Annotated in this window: 16 protein-coding genes; 11 read left to right on the top strand and 5 right to left on the bottom strand. The window is 72.5% G+C overall.

What is annotated here, in order from left to right:
* Window positions 1–285 precede the first annotated feature (285 nt).
* The 3 genes from N4G70_RS28245 to N4G70_RS28235 all read right to left on the bottom strand — a co-directional run bounded on the left by N4G70_RS28245 (window position 286) and on the right by N4G70_RS28235 (window position 2819).
* Window positions 286–960, bottom strand: coding sequence for a lytic transglycosylase domain-containing protein (locus N4G70_RS28245; protein ID WP_261715557.1), 675 nt, complete (start codon window positions 958–960; stop codon window positions 286–288).
* Window positions 961–1098: 138 nt separating this feature from the next.
* Window positions 1099–2139: a tryptophan--tRNA ligase gene (gene trpS / locus N4G70_RS28240; protein ID WP_399037137.1), complete on the bottom strand. Its 1041-nt coding sequence runs from the start codon at window positions 2137–2139 to the stop codon at window positions 1099–1101.
* A 281-nt stretch (window positions 2140–2420) separates the two neighbouring features.
* On the bottom strand, window positions 2421–2819 hold the full coding sequence (locus N4G70_RS28235; protein ID WP_261715556.1) for a hypothetical protein: 399 nt from the start codon (window positions 2817–2819) through the stop codon (window positions 2421–2423).
* Between the two features lie 95 nt (window positions 2820–2914).
* Between N4G70_RS28235 and N4G70_RS28230 the strand changes: the two genes are divergently transcribed.
* The 3 genes from N4G70_RS28230 (at window position 2915) to N4G70_RS28220 (ending at window position 6510) form a co-directional block, all read left to right on the top strand.
* A complete protein-coding gene (locus N4G70_RS28230; protein WP_261715555.1) occupies window positions 2915–3238 on the top strand; it encodes a hypothetical protein in 324 nt (107 codons plus the stop codon).
* A gap of 145 nt (window positions 3239–3383) precedes the next feature.
* The gene (locus tag N4G70_RS28225; protein WP_261715554.1) at window positions 3384–4388 is read left to right on the top strand and encodes an endonuclease/exonuclease/phosphatase family protein; all 1005 of its coding nucleotides are present in this window, start codon (window positions 3384–3386) and stop codon (window positions 4386–4388) included.
* A 163-nt stretch (window positions 4389–4551) separates the two neighbouring features.
* Window positions 4552–6510 (top strand): FUSC family protein, encoded by a 1959-nt coding sequence (locus N4G70_RS28220; protein ID WP_261715553.1) that lies wholly within the window; start codon window positions 4552–4554, stop codon window positions 6508–6510.
* A 755-nt stretch (window positions 6511–7265) separates the two neighbouring features.
* On the opposite strand, the gene snpA is transcribed toward N4G70_RS28220, so the two are convergent.
* Complete coding sequence (snpA, locus tag N4G70_RS28210; protein ID WP_261715551.1) at window positions 7266–7925, bottom strand: snapalysin; 660 nt, start codon at window positions 7923–7925, stop codon at window positions 7266–7268.
* 216 nt (window positions 7926–8141) lie between these two features.
* Between snpA and N4G70_RS28205 the strand changes: the two genes are divergently transcribed.
* The 8 genes from N4G70_RS28205 (at window position 8142) to N4G70_RS28170 (ending at window position 18720) form a co-directional block, all read left to right on the top strand.
* Window positions 8142–9086 (top strand): LysR family transcriptional regulator, encoded by a 945-nt coding sequence (locus N4G70_RS28205; RefSeq protein WP_261715550.1) that lies wholly within the window; start codon window positions 8142–8144, stop codon window positions 9084–9086.
* A 194-nt stretch (window positions 9087–9280) separates the two neighbouring features.
* Window positions 9281–10768, top strand: a complete 1488-nt coding sequence (locus N4G70_RS28200; protein ID WP_261715549.1) for an APC family permease — start codon at window positions 9281–9283, stop codon at window positions 10766–10768.
* Between the two features lie 14 nt (window positions 10769–10782).
* Window positions 10783–11769, top strand: coding sequence for a hypothetical protein (locus N4G70_RS28195; protein ID WP_261715548.1), 987 nt, complete (start codon window positions 10783–10785; stop codon window positions 11767–11769).
* A gap of 130 nt (window positions 11770–11899) precedes the next feature.
* Complete coding sequence (locus N4G70_RS28190; RefSeq protein ID WP_261715547.1) at window positions 11900–13381, top strand: VWA domain-containing protein; 1482 nt, start codon at window positions 11900–11902, stop codon at window positions 13379–13381.
* A gap of 145 nt (window positions 13382–13526) precedes the next feature.
* The gene (gene metG, locus N4G70_RS28185; protein ID WP_261715546.1) at window positions 13527–15107 is read left to right on the top strand and encodes a methionine--tRNA ligase; all 1581 of its coding nucleotides are present in this window, start codon (window positions 13527–13529) and stop codon (window positions 15105–15107) included.
* A gap of 215 nt (window positions 15108–15322) precedes the next feature.
* Window positions 15323–16000 (top strand): response regulator transcription factor, encoded by a 678-nt coding sequence (locus N4G70_RS28180; protein WP_120722533.1) that lies wholly within the window; start codon window positions 15323–15325, stop codon window positions 15998–16000.
* 108 nt (window positions 16001–16108) lie between these two features.
* Entirely contained in the window at window positions 16109–16741 is a 633-nt protein-coding gene (locus tag N4G70_RS28175) for a DUF4255 domain-containing protein (protein WP_261715545.1), read from the top strand.
* Window positions 16738–18720, top strand: a complete 1983-nt coding sequence (locus N4G70_RS28170) for an ATP-binding protein (RefSeq protein ID WP_261715544.1) — start codon at window positions 16738–16740, stop codon at window positions 18718–18720. Before N4G70_RS28175 ends, N4G70_RS28170 begins: the two co-directional genes overlap by 4 nt.
* A gap of 817 nt (window positions 18721–19537) precedes the next feature.
* Here the strand turns inward: N4G70_RS28170 and N4G70_RS28165 are convergent.
* Window positions 19538–20956, bottom strand: a complete 1419-nt coding sequence (locus N4G70_RS28165) for a hydrolase (RefSeq protein WP_261715543.1) — start codon at window positions 20954–20956, stop codon at window positions 19538–19540.
* Between the last annotated feature and the right edge of the window lie 214 nt (window positions 20957–21170).

Here is a 21170-nt window from a genome sequence, read left to right as displayed (position 1 = left end):
GCCCCGGTGTGCGGCGCCTGGGGCGGCGGCCCGCCCTCGCCGGTGTACGCGGCAGGGGGTGGCGGGGCGGCCGGGTGCGCGCCCGAAGGTGGGGAGTGCCCCTCGACGGAAAGCGCGTCGGACGCGGCGGCTGTCCGCTCGGCGCGTCCGACCTCGACAGAGTCCTTGGTGTGACGGCCCATGTGCCGGTCTCCCTCGGTGATCTCCCGTTGGTGATCGCCCCTTCCTCACGCTAAGTGAGGCACAGCGGTTCCGCCACGCGAGTGAGGGATGGGCCTCCTGGGGTCATCCCGCGACGGCGGCCCCGGCCTTCTTCCAGTTGTCCCGCAGCCGGGTCAGATAGTCCGAGGCCTGACTGCCGGGCTTCGCGCCGCGCGCGAAAGCCGCCATGTTGCCGCCACCCGCGTTGTAACCGAGCGCCATGAGCTCGTCACGGGAGTAGCCGCCGGCCCAGTGCGCGGGGAGCTGCGCGGACATGTCGTGCAGATACCAGGCCGCCGCCTCCACGGCGAGCGCGCGGTCGTCGGGCAGCTCCTCCCACGTGCGCGAGGCGAAGGGGCGGCCTCGCTTGGTCTGGTCGAAGGCGGCCCGGTGCATATTGGCGATGCCGAACGCCGCGTCCGGCTTGTACTTCTGCCAGCTCCGCTCGAAGGCGGGGTCGTGCGGCTTGTAGTCCTCGTTGTAGAGCACGGCCATGAGCAGTTGAGGGCTGATGCCCGCCTTCTTGGCGTACGTCCGCACCTGGGGCGCGTAGGCGGCGGGATCGTAGGCGCCGCTCGACGCCGACGCCGAGGGGCTGGGCGAGCCCCCGGCGGACGCGGAGGCCGACGGCTTCCCGGCCGCGCTCCCCGGCGCCGCCCCCGACCCGCCCGTACATCCGGACACCATCACCGCGGCGACCGGCACCACCAGCCACCACCCCCACCCGTCCCGCACACCCCGCCCGCCCTGCCCAGCCATCGCCGCCCCGTCCGTCGGGACCGGGTCCGTCGCACCCGGTCCGGGAACGGCCCAGTCTAGGAAGGCGCGACGGCGGACGGGGCGGGGTGAGGGGGTGGGGCGAGGGGGCAGGGCAGTGGGGCAGGGCAGTGGGCGGGCCTAGCGGAACATGCCCATCGCCTCCCTCACCTCGGCCAGCGTCGTCTCGGCGACCTCGTTGGCCTTCGCGTTGCCCGCGCGGAGCAACTCCCTTACATAGCCCATGTCCTGGGCGTATTCGGCGCGCCTCGCACGCAGCGGGGCGAAGTAGGTGTTGACGGCCTCGGTGGCGGCGGCCTTCAGCGCGGACGCGCCGCCGTCGCCGATCTCGGCGGCCACCTCGTGCGGGTCCCTGCCCTCGCACAGGGCGGTGAGCAGGACGAGGTTGCTCACCTCGGGGCGGTGCTCGGGGTCGTAGGAGATCAGCCGGGCCGCATCCGTCTTCGCGCCCCGGATCAGTCGTGCCGTGTCGTCCGAACTCGCTTTCAGGGCAAGGGAGTTGTTGCGGCTCTTGCTCATCTTGGTGCCGTCGGTGCCGAGCAGCAGCGGGGCCTCGGAGAGCAGGGTGCGCGGCTCGGGGAAGACCGGGCCGTAGCGCTCGTTGAAACGGCGCGCGATCGTGCGGGTCAGCTCCAGGTGCGGCTCCTGGTCCTTGCCGACCGGCACAAGGGTCGCCTTGCAGAACAGGATGTCGGCGGCCTGGTGGGCGGGGTAGGTGTACATCAGACCGGAGACGGCGGACTGGCGCGAGTGCGCGATCTCGTCCTTCACCGTGGGGTTGCGGCCGAGCTCCGCGACCGACACCAGACTCAGGAACGGCAGGAGAAGCTGGTTGAGGGCCGGGACGGCGCTGTGCGTGAACACCGTCGCGCGGGACGGGTCGACGCCCGCGCCCAGGTAGTCCAGGACCAGGCCCTCCACATGGTCCGCCAGGCGATCCGCCACGTCCCGGTCGGTCAGCACCTGGTAGTCCGGGATCACCAGGAAGAGGTCCACGCCCTCGTTCTGGAGCCGGACCCGGTTGCGGAGCGTGCCGAAGTAGTGGCCCAGGTGCAGGGGGCCCGTGGGGCGGTCGCCGGTCAGGACGCGGTCGGTGACCCGTGCCTCCGGGCCGGTGGGCATGGTGGGCGTGGTGGCGGCGGGCGTGGTCAGGGTGGTCATCGTGGGCTCCTCGTGGGCCGTGGCGGGGGCAGGGGTGGAACGGGCCTGGACGGCGCGCCCCCTGCGGGACCCGGCGAGGGCGAGGGGCAAACAAAAAGGGCCGTCCATGGTTCGAACGGCCCGTCGGCGATGTCGCGCGTGGATGTCGTGGCCGCTCCTAGGAGGAGCGCCACCAGCAGAGCGGAGTGCGGTGCTGCGATGCGGACGACATGGGTTCACTGTAGCCCGGGGAGGCGGCCGGGGCCCAGGGTTTCGAGGACGCGCGGGCCGAGCCGCCGCCGTCAGTCCTCGTGCGTGTAGAACACGTAGAACGCCACCAGGAACATCCCGCCGCCGAACACCGCCCCGATCCCCGACGACCGCAGCACACTGTGGTCGGCCAGGCTGTACAGGAAACCCATCGCGCCGCCGAAGAGCGTGCCGTACGCGGCCGCGCGGAGCTCGCGGGGCAGCGCGGACTGGAAGCGCAGGAGACAGAGGCCCAGGACCATCACGGCCACGCCCGACACGACGCCGAGGACGATCTGGCCGCCCGTGAGCACGCCGCCGCCGCGCTGGATCTGAGCGGCGTAGAGGCCGTACACCACGCCCAGGACCACGGGGGTCGCGAGGACGGCCCTGCTCAGACGGTGTGGAGCCGCCCGGCGGCTCGTGACGGGTACCGAAGCGTGTGTGGCCATGGCGGCACTCCTTCCGCTTGCCCGGGGCACGGGCGCGTCCCCCATCCAGCCCACACCCGCGCGCGCCGATGGGCAACCCGGGATGTCGTGGACGGGTGCCCAGCTTCTGGTCGACGGCTCCGATCGTTGTGGCGGCCGCCCTGGTCCCGCTCGTCGCGGTACGCCGCCGTCGCGCCCTCGTCGCGGTGGGGATCGGGCTCGCGGTCGGCGCGGCGGCCGTGCGGGTGCTGGTCGCCGTCGGCCGGTCCCGCACGCTCGACGGACTTCCCCCGGACTCCGACCCCTCGGCGGCGGGGACGGTCTACGACACGCTCACCGATGTCCTCAGCACGGCGTCGTGGGCCGTCCTCGCCCTCGGCCTCGCGCTCGCCCTGGGGGCGTGGCCGGCCGGCCGGGTGGCGGCGCGCCGGAGGGCGTGAACGGGCGGGGGCCGGTGGAGGGTTGGCGGGCGGTCGCGGCGCGGCGCGCGCACACGGTTGAGCGACCGTGCCCGATGGGCGGCCCTCCTTGAGGGAGGATGCGAGCGCTGTGACCGGATAGCGGGAGGCGGCCGCCTTGGACACCATGAGCACCACGACCATGCCGGACCGGGTGGTGGCACCCGCACGGCGCCGGCACCCCTGGCGGGTGGTGTCCTCGCTGGCCGGGGCGCTCCTGCTGGCCGGGGTCAGCGCGGTGGTGGGGTGCCGGGCCGCCGACTCGGACGGGGTCACGCCCGTGCCGCAGGCCCTCGCCTTCCTGCCCTGGCTGCTCGTGCCGGGCGGCGCGGGGCTCGCGCTCGCGGCGTTCGGCCGGTGGCGTACCGGCGTGGTGTGGGGCATCGCGGTGCTCGCGGTCACCGGCTGGTACACGCAGCCCTACGGGGACGCCACGACGCGGCCCAGCGGCGCGATCCTCGCGGAGTTCCAAGTCCTCACCGCCAACACGGAGTTCGGGTGGGCGACGGACGATCTGATCGCCACCGTCCGGCGCGAGAAGCCGGACCTGGTGTTCGTCCAGGAGTGCTCGTTCCGCTGCGCCGACGCGCTGGCCGCCGAGCTGCCCGCGTCCGTCTATCCGTTCCGCGATGTCGTCCGGGAGGACGGCTCGGCGGGCTCGGCGATCCTGAGCCGGTTCCCGCTCGAGCCGGCCGAGCGCATCGCGTCGGTGATGGCCATGCCGGGCGCGGTGGTCACCATCGGCGGGCGGGACGTACGGATCCAGCTCGCGCACCCCTCGCCACCGCTCCCCCGCGATGAGGCGAAATGGCGTCAAGAGACGGGCAGGCTGAGGGAGTTCGCGCGTTCGGCGCGCGGCGGGCCGGTCATCGTGGCCGGGGACTTCAACGCGGGCCAGGACCACGCCCTGTTCCGCTCGCTGCTCGACACGGGCGCCCTGCACGACAGCGCCCGGCTCACCGGCCAGGCGCGCACCTGGTCGTGGCCCGCCGACCGCACCACCCCGCTGCGCACCCAGATCGACCACGTCCTGGTGAGCGACGACTTCAAGGTGGGCTCCGCGCGCTTCCTCACCCTGCGCGGCACCGACCACCGCGCGCTGCTCGTACGGCTCGGCCTGTACGGCGGCTGACGCGGACACCGCCGGCCACCCTGCCGGACGTGAGCGGTCGGCCGCCCGTCCCGATCAGAACCGAAAGAATTCTCCACAATTATCCACAGGCTGTGGACAACATTTACGATTCTGTTGATCGTCCCGTTTGCGTCGAGTGATCTTTTTACGGTGTTGTGTGCTCATGGCTGATCAGAAGCGGGCTGAGGGCGGCACGCGGCAGGGGCGGCTCGCGCCGCCGGAGTGGCTCATCGGAGGGCTGCGGCCCGCGCCCGCGCCGATCCCCTGGCCGGCCGTCGCCCGCGCGGCGATCGCCCTTGCCGCACCGCTGGCCGTGGGCCTGGCGACCGGGCAGAGCGCGTACGGCGCGCTCGCCTCCATGGGCGCGCTCAGCGGGGTCATCGGCGACACCGCCGACGCGTACCGCATGCGGATCTACAACATCGCCGTGCCGCAGCTGTTCGGCGCGCTCGGCGTGACCGTCGGCAGCCTCGTCTTCGGACACGGCTGGCTCGCGGTGGCCGCCCTCACCCTGGTCGCGCTGGTCTCCGGGATGATCTCCTCGATCGGCGCGGTCGCCTCGGTGGCGGGGCTGCTGCTGCTCCTGAACGCCGTCGTCGGCGCCGGCCTGCCCATGCCGGGGCCCTGGTGGAAGGCCCCGCTGCTGCTCGCGCTCGGCGGCCTGTTCGTGCTGCTCCTGAGCCTGCTCGGCTGGCCCCTGCGGCGCACCGAACCCGAACGGGCCGCCGTCGCCGGAACCTACCGCGCGGCCGCCGACGCCATCGAGGCCGCCGCGACCGAGGCATACGACACCCGACGCCAGGCCCTCACGCACTCCCTCAACACCACCTACGACCTGATCCTGGGCCGCCGCGCCCGCGAACACGGCAGAAGCGGCGAGCTCGTACGCCTGCTCGCCCAGCTCAACGCGCTGATCCCCCTCGTGGAGGCGGCCCCCGCGGTGCATCTGCGCGGCTGGGGCGTGGACCCCGCGATCCCGGCCGCCGTACGGCAGTTGGCGGACGCGGTCGACACCGGCAGCACCGCCACCGCCGACCCCGAGCTGCCCGCGCCCGTCACCCCGGCCGAACGCGCCCTGGACATCGCACTGCGGCACGCCTTCACCGTCGTGCACCACCCCGACCCCGACCAGACCAACATCGACGACCGCCTCGGCCGGCCCGCCGCGCTGCGCATCCGGCTGCGCCGCGCGACCCGCAACGTCCTTCTCTCCGGCGCCTCCTGGCGCTACGGACTGCGCCTCGCGCTGTGCATCGGGCTCGCCCAGGTGCTGGTGTCCGTCGTCCCGGTGGAACGCTCGTACTGGGTCGCGCTGACCATCGTCTTCGTCCTCAAGCCCGACTTCGGCTCGGTCTTCGCCCGCGCTTTGACGCGGGCCGTCGGCACCGCGGGCGGCCTCCTCATCGCGGCCGCCGTCCTCGCCGAGGTGCCGCGCGGCTGGTGGGACGTGCCGGTGCTGCTGCTGCTCGCGGCGCTCATCCCCGCCTTCTCCGCGAAGGGGTACGCCTTCCAGACCGCGGCCATCACCCCGGTGATCCTGCTCCTCTCCGACGTCCTCAACCACCAGGGCTTCGAGCTGGTCATGCCGCGCCTGTGGGACAGCCTCATCGGCTGCGCGATCGCACTCGTCGCGGGCTATCTGCTGTGGCCCGAGAGCTGGCACACCCGCATCGGCGCCCGGCTCGCGGACACGGTGGCGGCGACGGCGGAGTACGTGGAGTACGCGTTCGGCTCCGAGGACGACCGCGCCGAACGGGTCCGCCGGCGGCGCCGGTTGTACCGGGACCTGTCGACCGTACGCAGCGAATTCCAGCGGGCCCTGACGGAACCGCCCCCCACCGGGCCCCGGGCCGCCGCGTGGTGGCCGCTGGTCGTCGCCGTCGAACGCATCGTGGACGCGACGACGGCTGCGCGGGTCCGCGTCAACCACGGGGCGGCCTGGCCTGCGGCGCGGGAGGCGCGGGATGTCGCGGAGCAGCTCCGCGGGTTGGCTCGGGGGTTGCGGGAGAGCGAGAATCTGGTGGCGGTTCGGGTGCGGCTCGAAGGCGACGCGGAGGGTGTCCTCGCCCCCCTCCGCCAGGAAGTCCTGGCCGCCCGAGCCATCGCGTCCCCCCGCCGGTGAGCCCCCTCCCCCCTCCCGCTCCTGCGGACCGTGCCCGCGTTGTGCGCAGTTCCCCGCGCCCCTGAAACCCGCTCTCGGCCTCGGACCGTGTGGGGCTGGTCGCGCAGTTCCCCGCGCCCCCAAAAACCCTCGGTCGTCTGCGGACCGTGGTCGCTTCTCGCGCAGTTCCCCGCGCCCCTTAACTACTCGGCGCCGGCCAGCATGGGCATACCCAGCCCGTCCGGCGATTGAGGACGAGCGCCGTTCAGGCGCGATACGGGGTCTGGGGCGGAGCCCCAGGAACCCCGCTTTCGGCAGCGGGTCGTGGTCGCTACTCGCGCAGTTCCCCGCGCCCCTTAACTACTTGGTGCCGGGCAGCACGGGCATACCCAGCCCGTCCGGCGATTGAGGACGAGCGCCGTTCAGGCGCGATGCGGGGTCTGGGGCGGAGCCCCAGGAGGGCCGGAACCGATCAACCCGCTGCACGGGCGGGTGGGTGGGCAAAGGTGCCCGGGGTCTGGGGCGGAGCCCCAGGAGGGGCTAGAACAGAGGGAGTTGGCCCGGTGACGGGGGGTGGGGGAAGGCCGCCAGGGTGGGCTGGGCCGCGTTCAAGGGGGCGCGGCGTTTGGAGCCGGGGCAGAGCACCAGCTCGCCCCCCTCCCACGTACGGGGATCGTGGCGCACGAACTTGCCCGCCACCACGGCCACCTCACGGCCGCAGGACGGGCAAGAACGACGAGGAGAGACGCTGGGCATCCCCCCATGCTGCCAGAGGGCTACGCCCCCGGCTTGAACGCGGACGCGAGCCCGTTGCGCCACAGGCTGTTCACGCGGGACTTCTCCGTGCTGTTCGGGTACGCGTTGCGGCACGACGTACCCGGCCCACCGCCCGACATCAGCTCACTGCACGGCCCCGAGTAGTGGTCGGGAAGCCCGAGCACGTGCCCGGTCTCGTGCGCGACGACCCGCACCGAGTAGTACTGCTGGTTCTGGCTGTAGTCGAGGAAGATGTAGCCGTTGCCGTGCCCGTCGGTCGAGGCGTACGAACCGTTCTGCGGGTCGTTGCCCTCGTAGTACTGGAAGTCCGCGCCGGAGCTGCTCTCGGCGAGCCGGACGTTCTGCACCGAGGAGTTCCAGATCTGCGCGGACTGCGATATCTGGGAGCGGAAGCTGGGCGCGTTGGAGGCGCTGTAGTACACGGTGACGGAGGCCGCCAGCGGATTGGCGGCACGCTTCTTGGCGACCGACTTCATGACGGCGTCGTAGAACGCCCGGTCATTGGCGGCGGTGTGCTTCCCGGCGGCGGTGTAGTGCGCGGTGGAGGCGGCGGTGGGCGCGTCGGCGGCCGGGGTGGCGGCGGTGGCGGGGATCGCGCCGAAGCCGGCGAGGGCCAGGCCCAGGGCTGCGGACACGGCGAAGGTACGAGGGTGTCTCATGGGGGGTTACCTATCGTTGGGGGGTTCCGCGTCCGGCTGGGTGGGCCGGGCACGGGTGGGGGTGTTCGCTGCGTGACGACGTTCGGCGATGTCGTCCCGGTGATTGTGGGGGCCGAAGCGGCGCACGGGAATGATGCCGATCTGCGATAACTCCCGTGTATCGGAGTGGTTTTGGCCATCTGGTGCGATGCCCCGGCGCGCCCTAACGTCTGCCGCATGGACCTGGAGGTGAGACACCTGAAGGTGCTGTGCGCCATCGCCGACGCCGGCAGTCTGCACGGCGCCGCGCGCGCCCTCGGCACCAGCCAGCCCGCCCTGACCAACCAACTGCGGCGCATCGAGAACACCTTGGGCGGTCGTCTCTTCACGCGCGAGCGGACCGGCTGTGTGCCCACGGCACTGGGCCAGGGCGTGGTCGGCCGGGCCCGCCCGCTGCTCGCCTCGCTGAACGCGCTGGTCACCGAGACCCGGGCCGCGGCCGCCCGCACCACCGGGGGCGAGCGGCTGCGCATCGGCTCCACCGCGAGCCGCGCCATCCCCGGCTGGCTGCGCCGGCTGCGCGAGCGCCTGCCCGGCACCGAGACGGAACTCCAGGTGGCGGTTTCGGCCACCGCACTGCTGCGTCGGGTCGCGGCGGGTGAGCTCGACATGGCCTTCGTGCACGAGGTGGAGGGCTGTCCGCTGCGGGTGCCGCCCGGCCTCGACATCCGGACGCTCGTGGAGCGCGAGCCGCAGTTCGTGTGCCTGGCCGTCGAGCATCCCGCGGCCCACCGCGCGGTCGTGGACCTGGGCGACCTGGCCGCCGACCAGTGGATGGTCGACCCCAGCGTGGACGGCGAGTGGGAGGGTCTGCGCCGCGTCCTCAACGCGGCGGGCCTCAACCCCCGTGTCCTGCACGGGGACTATCTGACGGCGGCCGGCCTGGTCGCCACCGGCGAGGTCGTCACCATGTGCCAGCCCACCTCACGGCCCCGCCCCGACATGGCCGTCCGGCCGCTGCGCGGCGACCCGCTGGGGGTGCGCCTCTTCCTCGCGGTACGCAGCGGTGAATACCGGGGCGAACTGGCCGGGGCAGGCGCCGACTTGGCGGCGTCGTACTGGGAGGCCGCCTCCCACTCGCCCGCGTACCGGAACTGGCTGGAGGAGCGGAGCCGCCGCTAGCACCGGGCGACGGGCCCGGTGCGTATCTCCGCCACCCGGAGCATCCGAAAACTGGAAACGGAATTACGCTCTCCGGCGGTCTGGATCCGCGAATCGGCGACTACGATGCGGTCCACTTCGGGTTGTTGGAGTACAGAAAGCCCGGAGTTTCTGACATACCGCCATATGTCGCGCCGTCAAAGGATGTTCGGGCCATGCGTACCACCACCGGGGGCCGAGGGCTTCAGTCCGACGCGCTGTCCACGTTCGACACCGTTGTCATGGCGATCGCGGGCAGCGCCCCCGCCTATTCGCTGGCCGCCACCTCCTCCGTGCTGGTGGGGGCGGCCGGGCTCGCCAGCCCGGCGGCACTGCTCTACTGCGCGATACCCATGCTCGGCATCGTGCTCGCCTTCGGGCGGCTCGGGCGGATCGACGTCAACGCGGGGGCCGCCTACTCCTGGGTGGGGCGCACCCTGCACCCCTTTCTGGGGTTCCTCAGCGGCTGGGCGCTCGTCGTCGCCGCCACCTTGTTCATGGTGGCCGGATCGCTGCCCGCCGGGGAGCTGACCCTGGGCCTGTTCGACCCCGCGCTCGCCCAGAACACCGCCCTCGCCACCGCCACCGGCGCCGGCTGGTTCCTCTTGATGCTGGCCGTGGTGCTCGGCGGCGCTCGGCTCTCGGCGCGGGCCCAACTCGTGGTGTCAGGTGTGGAGTTGGCGATTCTGGGCGGATTCTCCGTCGCCGCCCTCGTCCATATCGCCGCGGGTGACGGAGTCGTCCCCTTCGCCTGGGGATGGCTCGGCTTCGGACACTTCGACGGGGTCTCCGGGTTCGCCGTGGGCACCCTGATCGCCGCGTTCTACTACTGGGGCTGGGACGTCACCAGCAACCTCAGCGAGGAGACCCGCCACAGCCGGCGCACCGCCGGGCTGGCCGCGCTGGTCGGCGTCGGCGTCGTCTTCGCCCTGTTCCTCGCCTTCACCATCGCCATGAACGCCCTGCTCACCAGCGACGAGATCGAAACCGGCCAGTCCCATGTGCTGGCCCTGCTCGGCGCCCGGATCTGGCCGGGCGTCGGCGGCAAGCTCATGGTGCTCGCCGTGGTCCTGTCCACCGTCGCCACCCTGGAGACCACGCTCATCCAGGTCACCCGCTCCCTGTTCGCGATGGGCCGCGACCGTACGATGCCGGGCGCGCTCGGCACCGTACACCGACGGTGGAACACGCCGTGGGTGGCGATCGTCGCCGTCGGGGCGGTGGCGCTGCTGCTGTTCGTCGCCTCCAACGCGCTCGGCTCGGTGCGGGACATCATGTCCGACGCGCTCGCCGCCATCGGCCTCCAGACCACCCTGTACTACGGACTGGCCGGCCTCGCCGCCGTCGTCGCCTACCGCAGGACGCTCACCGAGTCCGTCGGATCCTTCCTGCTCGGCGGGGTCTGGCCGCTGCTCGGCGCGCTGTTCATGTTCTGCGTCTTCGGCGCCTCACTCACCCGGCTCGGCGCCGCCGCCCTCACCATCGGCATCGGCAGTCTGCTCGCCGGGCTCGTCCCCATGCTCTGGTACTGGCGCCGGGGCAGCGCCTACTACCGCCCCGCCCGCCTGGACGCCACCCGCTCCTTCGACGCCGGAGCCGGACGCCCCAACACCCCGACCCGCGCTCCCAGTTATCTCAACGCCGGCCACCCCACCGACTTCTGAGAGGCGGTCCGCGCATGGCAGCACTGCGCCGCCGCTCCGACCGCAGGGCGGCCCCGCGCTTCGACCCCGACCTCGGCGACCGCGCGCTCACCGTGGCCCGGCACGACATCGCCATCGGCCGCTGGCAGGGCGTCCGCGACCTGCTGCGGGCCACCGGCGACAACTGGCCGCTGCGCTCCCACCGCGTACGGGCCCTGGCCGGGGCCGCCGCCGGCTCGTCCATCGTCGAGGCCTGGCGGGCCGCCGAACCGGACAGCCCGGACGCGGCGGTCCTGCGGGCCGCGACCGAGGTCACCCGCGTCTTCAACGGCGCCATCGCGGCCGGACGCGGCGCCGGAACCGCCCGCGACCGCGTCGACGCCGCCGTCCTGACCTGCCTCCGCGCCGCCCGAGCCCGCCCCGCCGACCCCACACCGTGGGCCTCGCTGCTCACCGTGGTCCGGCTGTACGAAGGCGGCGTGACCCGGCGCGAACTGCGCTCCTGGTGGGACGAGCTGCGCCGCCGCGACCCGTACCACCTCGAAGGGCACGTCCAGATGCTGCGCTACTTCTCGGCGCGCTGGCACGGCACACACGGCTCGATGTACGACTTCGCGCGGGACGCGGCGGGCGCGGCCCCGGCCGGCTCCCCGCTGCCCGTACTGGTGCAGATCGCCCGGGTAGAGGAGTACCGGTACGTGTCCGACGCGGCGAAGGGGCGGCCAGTGCGGGGCTTCGGACAGCACTGGACCCATGAACTCGCCGTGACCGAGCTGCACCGCACCTACGACCGCTGGCTCGGCGGACGACCCCCCGGCCCGATCCGCGCGGAAGAGGCGGCCGAGCTCAACTACCTTGCGCACGCGGCCAGTTGTGCGGGACTGGCGCCCGAGGCGGAGGCGCTGGTCGGGCTGCTCGGGGAGCGCGTCGCGACCGTACCCTGGGTGTACACCGGAGACCCCGCCCAGCAGATCCTGCGCTGGCGCGGCCGGGCCGGCGACCGGAGCCCCCGGCGGACTTGACCCGCCCCTTTCCGGGAAACCCCCCGCCGGGTCGCTAACCTTACGTGTCTGCGCTGGCCAGGGGTCTCATCCCGGATCCGTGGCGCAGTGCGGTACTTATCGCACCCAACTCATGCGAAAGGCCTCGCCCATGGGCATTCGGAGCTTGCTGCGCAAGGTGTTCGGACGCGATCGCACGGAGCGTGCCGAGCAGACGGCGGCTTCCGTACCGCCCCAGTCGGAACGCGCCCCCGAGGCGGTCGAGGCACCAGCCACCACGACGGCTGGAGCCACCGCCCCGCCGTCCGTCCCGGCGCCGGGACGGCGCGACCTGTCCCCGGCGGAGGCCCTGGTGGCCGCCGCGTTCGACGGACCGGCCCCGGCCGACACGTCCCGCCCCTCGGAGCCGTCCTCTCCCTCGGACTCCTCCCTTCCTTCCTCGGACTCACCTTCTTCCTCGGACTCCCCCCGGGCCGACACGGCTCCTGAGCCGGCCGTCGCCGAGGTACCGCAGCCGCGTACCGAGGCGAAGCCGGAGAAGGTGGCTGAGCCGGAGAAGGCGGAGGAGCCGAAGCAGGCGGAGGAGCCGAAGCAGGTCGAGGCGCCGGCCGAGGAGCCGGAGGTTGTCGCCGCCGAGGCCGAGCCCGAGCCCGCGAAGGCCGAGGCCGAGCCCGTCGTCGAGGCCGAGCCCGAGCCCGCGAAGGTCGAGGCCGACATCGCGCCCATCGCGGAGCCGGAGCCCGAACCGGAACCCGAGCCGGAGCCGGAGCCCGTTCAGGCTGACCCGGAGCCGGAGCCCGAGCCCGTGAAGCCCGAGCCCGTGAAGACGGTGGCGAAGTCGAAGGCGAAGGCGAACGCGAAGGCGGAAGCGAAGGTCGCCGACGCGGAAGCCGAGGCCGAGGACGAGCCCGAGGCCGGCCCGGCCGAAGGTGCGGCCGAGTCCAAGCCCGCCCCTTCCGCGCAGGCCGCGCCCTCCGCGCTGTCCGCCGCCAAGGTCAAGTCCCGCGCCCCGGGGCTCGCGGGCGCCTACAAGGCGGCCGGTGCCGCGCTCAAGAAGGCGGGGATCGCCGGGGCGCGGGCCAAGGTGTACCTCGTGCTCGACCGGTCCGGGTCGATGCGCCCGTACTACAAGGACGGCAGCGCCCAGGGCCTCGCCGAGCAGGTGCTCGCGCTCGCGGCGCACCTCGACGAGGACGCCACCGTGCACACCGTGTTCTTCTCGACCGACATCGACGGGTCGGTGGACCTCACCCTCGACACGTACGAGGGTCTCGTCGACGAGACGCACGCCGGGCTCGGGCGGCTCGGCCGGACCAGCTACCACCGGGCCGTCGAGGAGGTCGTCGAGCACGTCGAGAAGTCCGGGCACGAGGGGCCGGTGCTCGTCGTGTTCCAGACGGACGGCGCCCCGGACGCCAAGCTGCCCGCCCGCCAGGCGCTCGCGGACGTCGCCGACAAGCCGCTGTACTGGCAGTTCGTGGCGTTCGGCGAGGACGACTCGAAGGCGTTCGACTTCCTGCGCACCGCCGAGGGCGACCACGACCACGTCGGCTTCTTCCACGCCGGGCCCGCCCCGCGCGAGCTGAGCGACGCCGAGGTCTACCAGGGGCTGCTCAGCTCCTACCGCCCCTGAGGCGCCGCACCACTCCCCTCACGGAGCCCGTCCCCTTTTCTGTTCTGCCGGGGGCGGGCTCCGTCGTTCGCCGGCGAGCCGTCGCGCGTCCGGCATCCGGACATCCCGGGCGGTCGCGGTGACCCCGGCGGATAGCATTCAGCGCATGCCTTCGCCGACGTACTACGTTTCGACGCCCATCTACTACGTCAACGACGCCCCGCATCTGGGCCACGCCTACACCACCGTCGCCGGTGATGTGCTCACCCGCTGGCACCGCCAGCGCGGCGAGAAGGTGTGGTACCTGACGGGTACCGACGAGCACGGTCAGAAGATCATGCGGACGGCCGAGGCGAACGGCGTCACCCCGCAGGAGTGGTGCGACAAGCTCGTCGGCGAGGCGTGGCAGCCCCTGTGGGAACACCTGAACATCGCGAACGACGACTTCATCCGCACCACCCAGAAGCGGCACACCGACCGGGTGCAGGAGTTCGTGCAGGACCTGTACGACAAGGGCGAGATCTACAAGGGCGGTTACGAGGGCCCGTACTGCGTGGGCTGCGAGGAGTACAAGCTCCCCGGCGACCTGATCAGGGCGGAGGACGGCACCGAGCTGTGCGCCATCCACAAGAAGCCGGTGGAACTTCTCAAGGAGGAGAACTACTTCTTCAAACTGAGCGAGTACGGCCCGAAGCTCCTTGAGTTCTACGAGGCGAACCCCGGCTTCATCCAGCCCGAGTCGGCCCGCAACGAGGTGCTCAACTTCGTGCGCCAGGGCCTTCAGGACCTGTCCATCTCGCGGTCGACCTTCGACTGGGGCGTGCCGGTGCCGTGGGACCCCCAGCACGTGATCTACGTCTGGGTGGACGCGCTCCTCAACTACGCGACGGCGGTCGGCTACGGCGCCGACCAGGCCCGCTTCGAGGAGATCTTCCCGGCCGACGTGCACCTCGTCGGCAAGGACATCCTGCGCTTCCACGCGATCATCTGGCCCGCGATGCTGATGGCCAACGGGCTGCCGGTGCCGGGGAAGGTGGCGGCCAACGGCTGGCTGATGGTCGGCGGCGAGAAGATGTCGAAGTCCAACCTGACCGGCATCAAGCCCCAGGACCTGACCTCGCACTTCGGCGTGGACGCCTACCGCTGGTACTTCCTGCGGGCCATCGCCTTCGGCCAGGACGGCTCGTTCTCCTGGGAGGACTTCACCGCCCGCTACACCTCGGAACTCGCCAACGACTACGGGAACTTGGCGTCCCGGGTGGCCGCCATGGTCGGCAAGTACTTCGGTGGCGAGCTGCCCGCTTCGGTCGCCGACGGCGCCGCCGAGCGCGCCGTCCAGGAGGGCCTGGCTCGGGCCGCGGCCGAGGCCGACCGGCGCATCGGCGACGAACTCGACTTCCAGGGCGGCATCCTGGCCGTCTTCGACTTCGTCAAGCAGGTCAACGGCTACCTCACCGAGCAGGAGCCGTGGAAGGTCGCCAAGGACGAATCCGCCGAGGGCCGGGCGCGGCTCGCGACGATCCTGTACACCGCGGCCGAGGCGCTGCGCGGGGTCGCGGTGCTGCTCAACCCGGTGATGCCGGACACCTCGCAGAAGCTGTGGGACTCGCTCGGCGCGGAGACATCGCTGGGGGCGCTCGCCGGCCAAAGGGTCCAAGAGGCGAGCAACTGGGGCGCGTTGGCGCCGGGCGCGAAGGTCACCAAGGGCGCGGTGCTCTTCCCGCGCCTTGAGGAGAAGCCCGCGTAACACGGCGCGCGGTGCGCGGGATGGCGCGGCGCGGTGAGCCATGCGCCAGGTGCGGGGCCCGGGATCGGTGGATCCCGGGCCCCGCACCACTTTTCCTGACGACTTCTCCCCTCCCTGGCAGGATCCGTGGCCCATTCAACGGTTGTTGATTCGCTGTTGATCGGGGCCGCCCAAGCTGTGCGGGTCGGTACGCACGGGGAAGGAAAGGACAGGGAATGCCATTGCTCGCGAATCGTGTCACGGTGACCGTTCACGCCTCCGATCCGCTGAGCCGGGCCGGGGTCATCAGCCACCTCCAGCACCAGCCGACGGTAGAGGTCCTGCGGGACACCCGGGAGAGCCGTGAGACGGACGGCCGCCCGGCCGATCCGGCGGTGGCCGTCATGCTCGTCGACCAGGTCGACGACACGGCCTCCGCGGAACTGCGCCGCGTGGTGCGCGGCGGCGAGCAGCGCGTGGTGCTCATAGCCCGCGAACTGCGCGAGCCCGATCTGCTGACGGTGGTCGAGTACGGGGTACGGGCCATCCTGTGGCGCCACCAGGCCACCGAACAGCGCCTGTTGAAGGCCGTGCACAGCGCGGCGCGCGGCGAGGGGGAGCTGCCGCCGGACCTGATCAGCCGACTGCTCGTCCAGGTCGGACGGCTGCGCCGCTCGGAGACCACCTCCGCCTCCGCCGGCTCCTCCTCGGCCGCGCCGCTGTTCGGTATGGCGCCGCGCGAGGTCGATGTGCTGCGCCTTGTCGCCGAGGGGCTCGACACCCGGCAGATCTCCGAGAAGCTCGCCTACTCGGAGCGGACCGTCAAGAACATCCTGCACGCGCTCATGACCCGCCTCCAGCTCACCAACCGCGCGCACGCCGTCGCCTACGCGCTGCGCGAGGGCTACATCTAGCCGCGACGGCCCGCGCCGCCGCGACCCCGGCCGCCGCGGGCCCGCTCCGCTCACTCCTCGTCGCGCCCGTCCGGCGCGGCGGGTCCGGGAACTCGGGAAATTGGCTCAATGATCCACGAAATCGACGAGGCGCTGCGGCGCATCCTGCGCGGCGGGGCGCTGCCCGAGGGAACGGGGGAGGTCGTCTTCGAGGCACCCACCCGCGACTGGGCGGCCCGGCGCAACACCCCCACCCTCAACGCCTACCTCTACGACATCCGCGAGGACGTGGGCCGCCGTGAGCGCGGCTCGTACGCCGAACGCGACGCCAACGGCGTGGTGCTGCGCAGGCGGCAGCCGCCGCGCTGGTTCCGGCTCTCCTATCTGCTGACCGCGTGGACCAGCCGCCCCGAGGACGAACACCGGCTGCTTTCCGGGGTGTTGGCGTGCCTGCTGCCGCACGAGATGCTGCCGCAGGAGCATGTGCCGCGGGCGCTCGACGCCTACAACGTGACGCTCCCGATCACCGTCGCGGTGCCGCCGGCCGAGTCGCGCTCGCTCGCCGACATCTGGTCGGCGCTCGGCGGGGAGCTGAAGCCCTCGCTCGACGTGGTGATCACCACGCCGTTCCCGGTCACCCCGGTGTACCCGGTCGCGCCGCCGGTCACCGAGGGCGTCATCACCGTACGCGGCCGCGACGGGGTGCCCGACGACGCGAAGCCGCGCCGGATGCGGACCCCGCAGGAGGGGGGCTCCCGGTGAACGAGGCCGCTGTCGCCCTGCTGCTCCGGCTCGACCATCTGCGGGCCACGGTCGCGTCCCTGGTCGCGTCCCGCTCCGCCGACGACCCCAGCGCCCAGGACCCGTTGCGCGGCCTGTACGTCTCGGCCGAGACCGCGGCCCGCCTCGCCGCGGCCCCTGCGCCCCAACCCCCGCTCCCGGACGACTCGTTCGAGCCCGCGCCGGGCGACCGGCTCGACGCGCTGGCCGGCGGCTTCGGGCTGACCGCGATCGACATGCGGCTCCTGGTCGCGGCGCTGGCCCCCGATGTGGACCGGCGCTTCGAGCCGCTGTACGGCTACCTCAACGACGACGTGGGCCGGCGCAGGGCCTCGGTCGCGCTGGCCCTGGAACTCGCCGGGACCGGACCGCACGACCCCGCCGCACGCGCCCGGCTGCATCCGGCGGCGCCGCTGATCAGCGGCGGCCTCCTGGTCCTGGAGGACGAGGAGCGGCCGCTGCCGGGGCGGGCGCTGCGGGTCCCCGAGCGCGTGGTCGCCCACCTCCTGGGCGACGACACCCTGGATGGTCAACTGAAGGACGTCAGCGCCGAGTTGCTGGCTCCGGGCGGGGCCGCCCCCGGGTCCGGGCTCGCCGCGCGGATCGCCCTGGCCCCGGCCCCGGTCGCCGTCCATCTGCGCGAGCGCCGGGCGGGCAGCGGCGCGGACGCGGTGACCGCCGCCCTGCGCGGCGCCGGGCGGGCCGTCCTGCGCCACCGCCCCGAACGCGCCGACCCCGCCGCCGCGCGCGCCCTGCTGCGCGAGGCCCGGCTGCGCGGGGCCGGTACCGCGGTCGTCGTCGAGCTGCCCGACGAGCAGCCCGGACCGCTGGTCCGGGAGCTGGCGGTGCCGGACGTGACCGTGGTGTTCGCCGGGACGCTCCCGTACGACCCGACCTGGGCCCCCGCCGCGGGCCTGCTCGCCCTGGAGGACACCGCCGTCGAAACGGACCCGCTGACCGCCTGGACCGAGGAACTCCCCTCGTACGAGGGCGACTTGGCGGAGGCCGTGGGGCCCTACCGGCTCGGTGCCGGACAGGTGCGGCGGGCCGCACGCGGGGCACTCGCGCTCGCCGGGTTCGAGGGTGTTCCGGTGGGGCTCGGCCATGTGCAGAAGAGCGCCCGGCTCCTGTCGGCGCCGCTGCTCGACCGGCACGCCCGCCGGGTCCGGCCCGCCGTCGGCTTCAAGGACCTGGTGCTGCCCGAGGAGCCCCTCGCGATGCTGCACGAGCTCGCGGGCCGGGCCAGGCACCGCGACCGGGTCCTCGGCGAGTGGCGGCTGCGGACCGGCGGGGGGCGCGGCCGGGGCGTGGTCGCCCTGTTCGCGGGGGACTCCGGAACCGGCAAGACCCTCGCGGCCGAGGTCGTCGCGGGCGAGCTCGGCCTGGACATGTACGTCGTGGACCTGTCGTCGGTGGTCGACAAGTACGTGGGCGAGACCGAGAAGAACCTGGAGAAGATCTTCGTCGAGGCCGACCGTACCGACTCGGTGCTGCTCTTCGACGAGGCGGACGCGGTGTTCGGCAAGCGATCCGAGGTCAAGAGCTCGCACGACCGGTACGCGAACCTGGAGAGCGCGTACCTGCTCCAGCGCCTCGAAGCCTTCGACGGCATCGCGGTGCTCACCACGAACCTGCGGGCCAACATCGACGACGCCTTCACCCGCCGTCTCGACCTCGTCGTGGACTTCCCGTTCCCGGACGTGGCGCTGCGCGCGACGCTGTGGCGCGGCTGCCTGGCGGGGGTGCCGCAGGAGGAGGGCCTGGACACGGAGCTGGACGCCTGCGCGAAGGAGTTCGAGCTCGCGGGCGGCGCGATCCGCTCCGCGGCGGTGACGGCGGGCTATCTCGCGGCGGGCCGGGGCTCAGCGGTGACCGCGGCGGACGTACGCGCCGGGGCGCGCCGCGAGTACGTGAAGTCCGGCCGACTGGTGCCGGGGGCGGGCACGGCCTGGGCGCCGTAACGCGCCGCTGACCAGCTCTCTTCCTGACGCACGGAAATCTATCCTGGCCGGAGTAGACATTGCGCTGTCGCATGGCTATGGTTTCTCTTGTAGCCGAGATCAACAAGGCCCGGCAGAAACGAACTGCCGGGCAGCAGGACCCCCGCTCGCGGGGTGCAGTACGCAGTGCGGTGCGGTCGTGGAGTGTCGAAGCCAGAGCGGTTGCAGGACGGCGACGGGACTGACGACCGGACCGGGTGGCCCGCAGTGATCAGGGGCCGCCACCGGCAGTGCCAGCAGTACGCAGTATCAGTAGTTCGCAGTACCAGCAGGTCGCAGTATCTGAAGTACGCAGTACCAGCAGTACGCAACACCAGTAGTACGCAGTACCGGTAACACCAAGCAGTATCAGCAGTACGCAACACCGCAGTTCGCAGTACCAGCAACACCAAGCAGTACGCATCACCCGCAGTACGCAGTACCAGCAACACCAGCAGTACGCAGTACCGGTTCAGCAAGTTCAGAGGGAAAGAACGGAGGAGTTGAGCGCCATCAGGATCGCCCGGGCGGTAGGTCGGCCCGGGTACCGCAGGACATCGATAGCGAGGTGGTCTCCGGTCACGCATCCGCGATCCCCGCACGCCCGACAGCTCCCAGGCCGGGTCGGCGGAAAACAGTAGGCCGACGCAGGAACAAGGTCGGCAGATGGTGTAGCAGTTCCTTCGGGGCCCGGGTGCCGTATGGCACCCGGGCCCCTCAACGTGTTCCGGCTCCTCAACGCGTTCGGCCCCCTCCGTGTCGGAGGGGGCCGCGAGTCGTCCGGGTTGCGCCCCGGCGCCTACGGGACGATGCGCCAGCGCTGCTGGTCGGCGGGGAGGGCGCCGCAGGGGCGGACCTCCGAGACCTGGAGCACCTTGTCGTTGGGCGAGAGGTCGGACAGGCACCAGCCGCCGTCCCTGCTGACCAGACGCACGAACCCGTCCGCCCCCTCGATCGGCTGGATCGACCACTTCTGGTTGCTGGTCATCTGCCCGGTGGTGAGGCTCGCCTTGCCTCCGGAGGCGCCCCACATCTGGATCTGGTTGCCCTCCCTGGTGTTGTCCGCGACGGCCCAGTCCTCGGACGACGAGCTGAACGCGAACTCGTCCTGCGGCAGCGGCCGGACGTACCAGTACTGGTCCCAGACGGGCTGGTTGCGGATCTCGTTCGCGGTGTAGACGTAGCGGCCCTCGGGCTTCTGGTCGGTGGCCGTCGTCAGATACAGGCCGAGCCCGGACTGGATGCGCACCAGCTTGTTGGGGTCGTACTGGGGCTTCTTCGGACCGCCGCCGGCCGGCTTGCCGCCACCGGGGTTCTTGGGCTTCGGCTGCTCGGCTGCGGGGGCCGCGGGTGAGGGCACCGTGGACGGGGCCTTCGGCGGGTCCGAGGGGGGCGGCGGCGCGGACGGCAGGGGGCTCTTGGAACCCTGCGGGAGCGGTTCCTCCTTGGCCGGCGGTTGCTCGGAGGCCTGGGTCTTGACGCCCAGGTCGTGCTGGAACCAGATCACCGCGAACGCCACGAGCGCCGCCACCAGGAGCGAGCCCACGGTGAACACCCAGCGCGGGAGCACCGACGGCTGGACATAGGTGCCGCGCAGCTCCTGCGGGGTGGCGTCGCCGGACCTCAACACCGAGACGGTGAAGGGGTGTTGGCGTACGCCGCCGACCCAGCTGACGTTCACCGCGGTGAGCTGCACCTCGGCGAAGCCGGCCCGGCCGGGGTCGACCTGGATGGCGGTGGGGTTGGCCTCGACGGTGACGGAGTCGCCATTGTCGCGGGTGGAGAAGGAGGCGGTCAGCGGCTGGTTGCCCAGGTTGTCGACGGCCACCCGCACGCGCGCCCGGCGCCGGCCCCGCACGGTGCGCGGGACCAGTTCGGCGCGGAGCTCGGAGAACGGGCTGATGGTGAGGCGGCCCTCGACGACATCCGCCTCGTGCGGGTGCTCGCGCGGCTCCACCCGGATACCGAAGGGAGTCGGGCCCGCCACCGCGTCCGGGGTCCGGGGCGGCGCGAAGGTGACCTCCGCCGTGCCCTCCGTCCCGGGGTAGAGCCGCAGCACGGCCGGCTCGACACTCGCCCACCCGGCGGTGTCACCGACCGGCGAGAGCCGGTACTCCTCGACGGTGTCCCCGGTATTGCGCACCCGAAGCCGCACGACGGCGCTGTCACCAGGGGCGACGGTGGTGGCGGGGGGCTCCAGGGCAGTCCACATACTCACCCCCCGAGTCAAGTGCCACGAGCGGTGAAGTACAGGGCCGGAAGGGGCAGTTCCGGGGGCAGCGCTCACTGCCCGACCGGCCATCCCCGCTGGTCCGGCGGCCCCTGACCGGGGCCGCCGAAGGGGCCTGAACCCGGACGGTTGCGGGGGAACAACCGCCCGGGAGTCTGTGGTGCGAGCAGCCTCTCAGGCCGCGATCAGCAGCGCCTAACGT

The organism is Streptomyces sp. ASQP_92 (genome assembly GCF_025399895.1).
In the GTDB taxonomy this organism is placed as follows: domain Bacteria; phylum Actinomycetota; class Actinomycetes; order Streptomycetales; family Streptomycetaceae; genus Streptomyces.
This window is presented reverse-complemented; position numbering and strand designations above follow the sequence as displayed.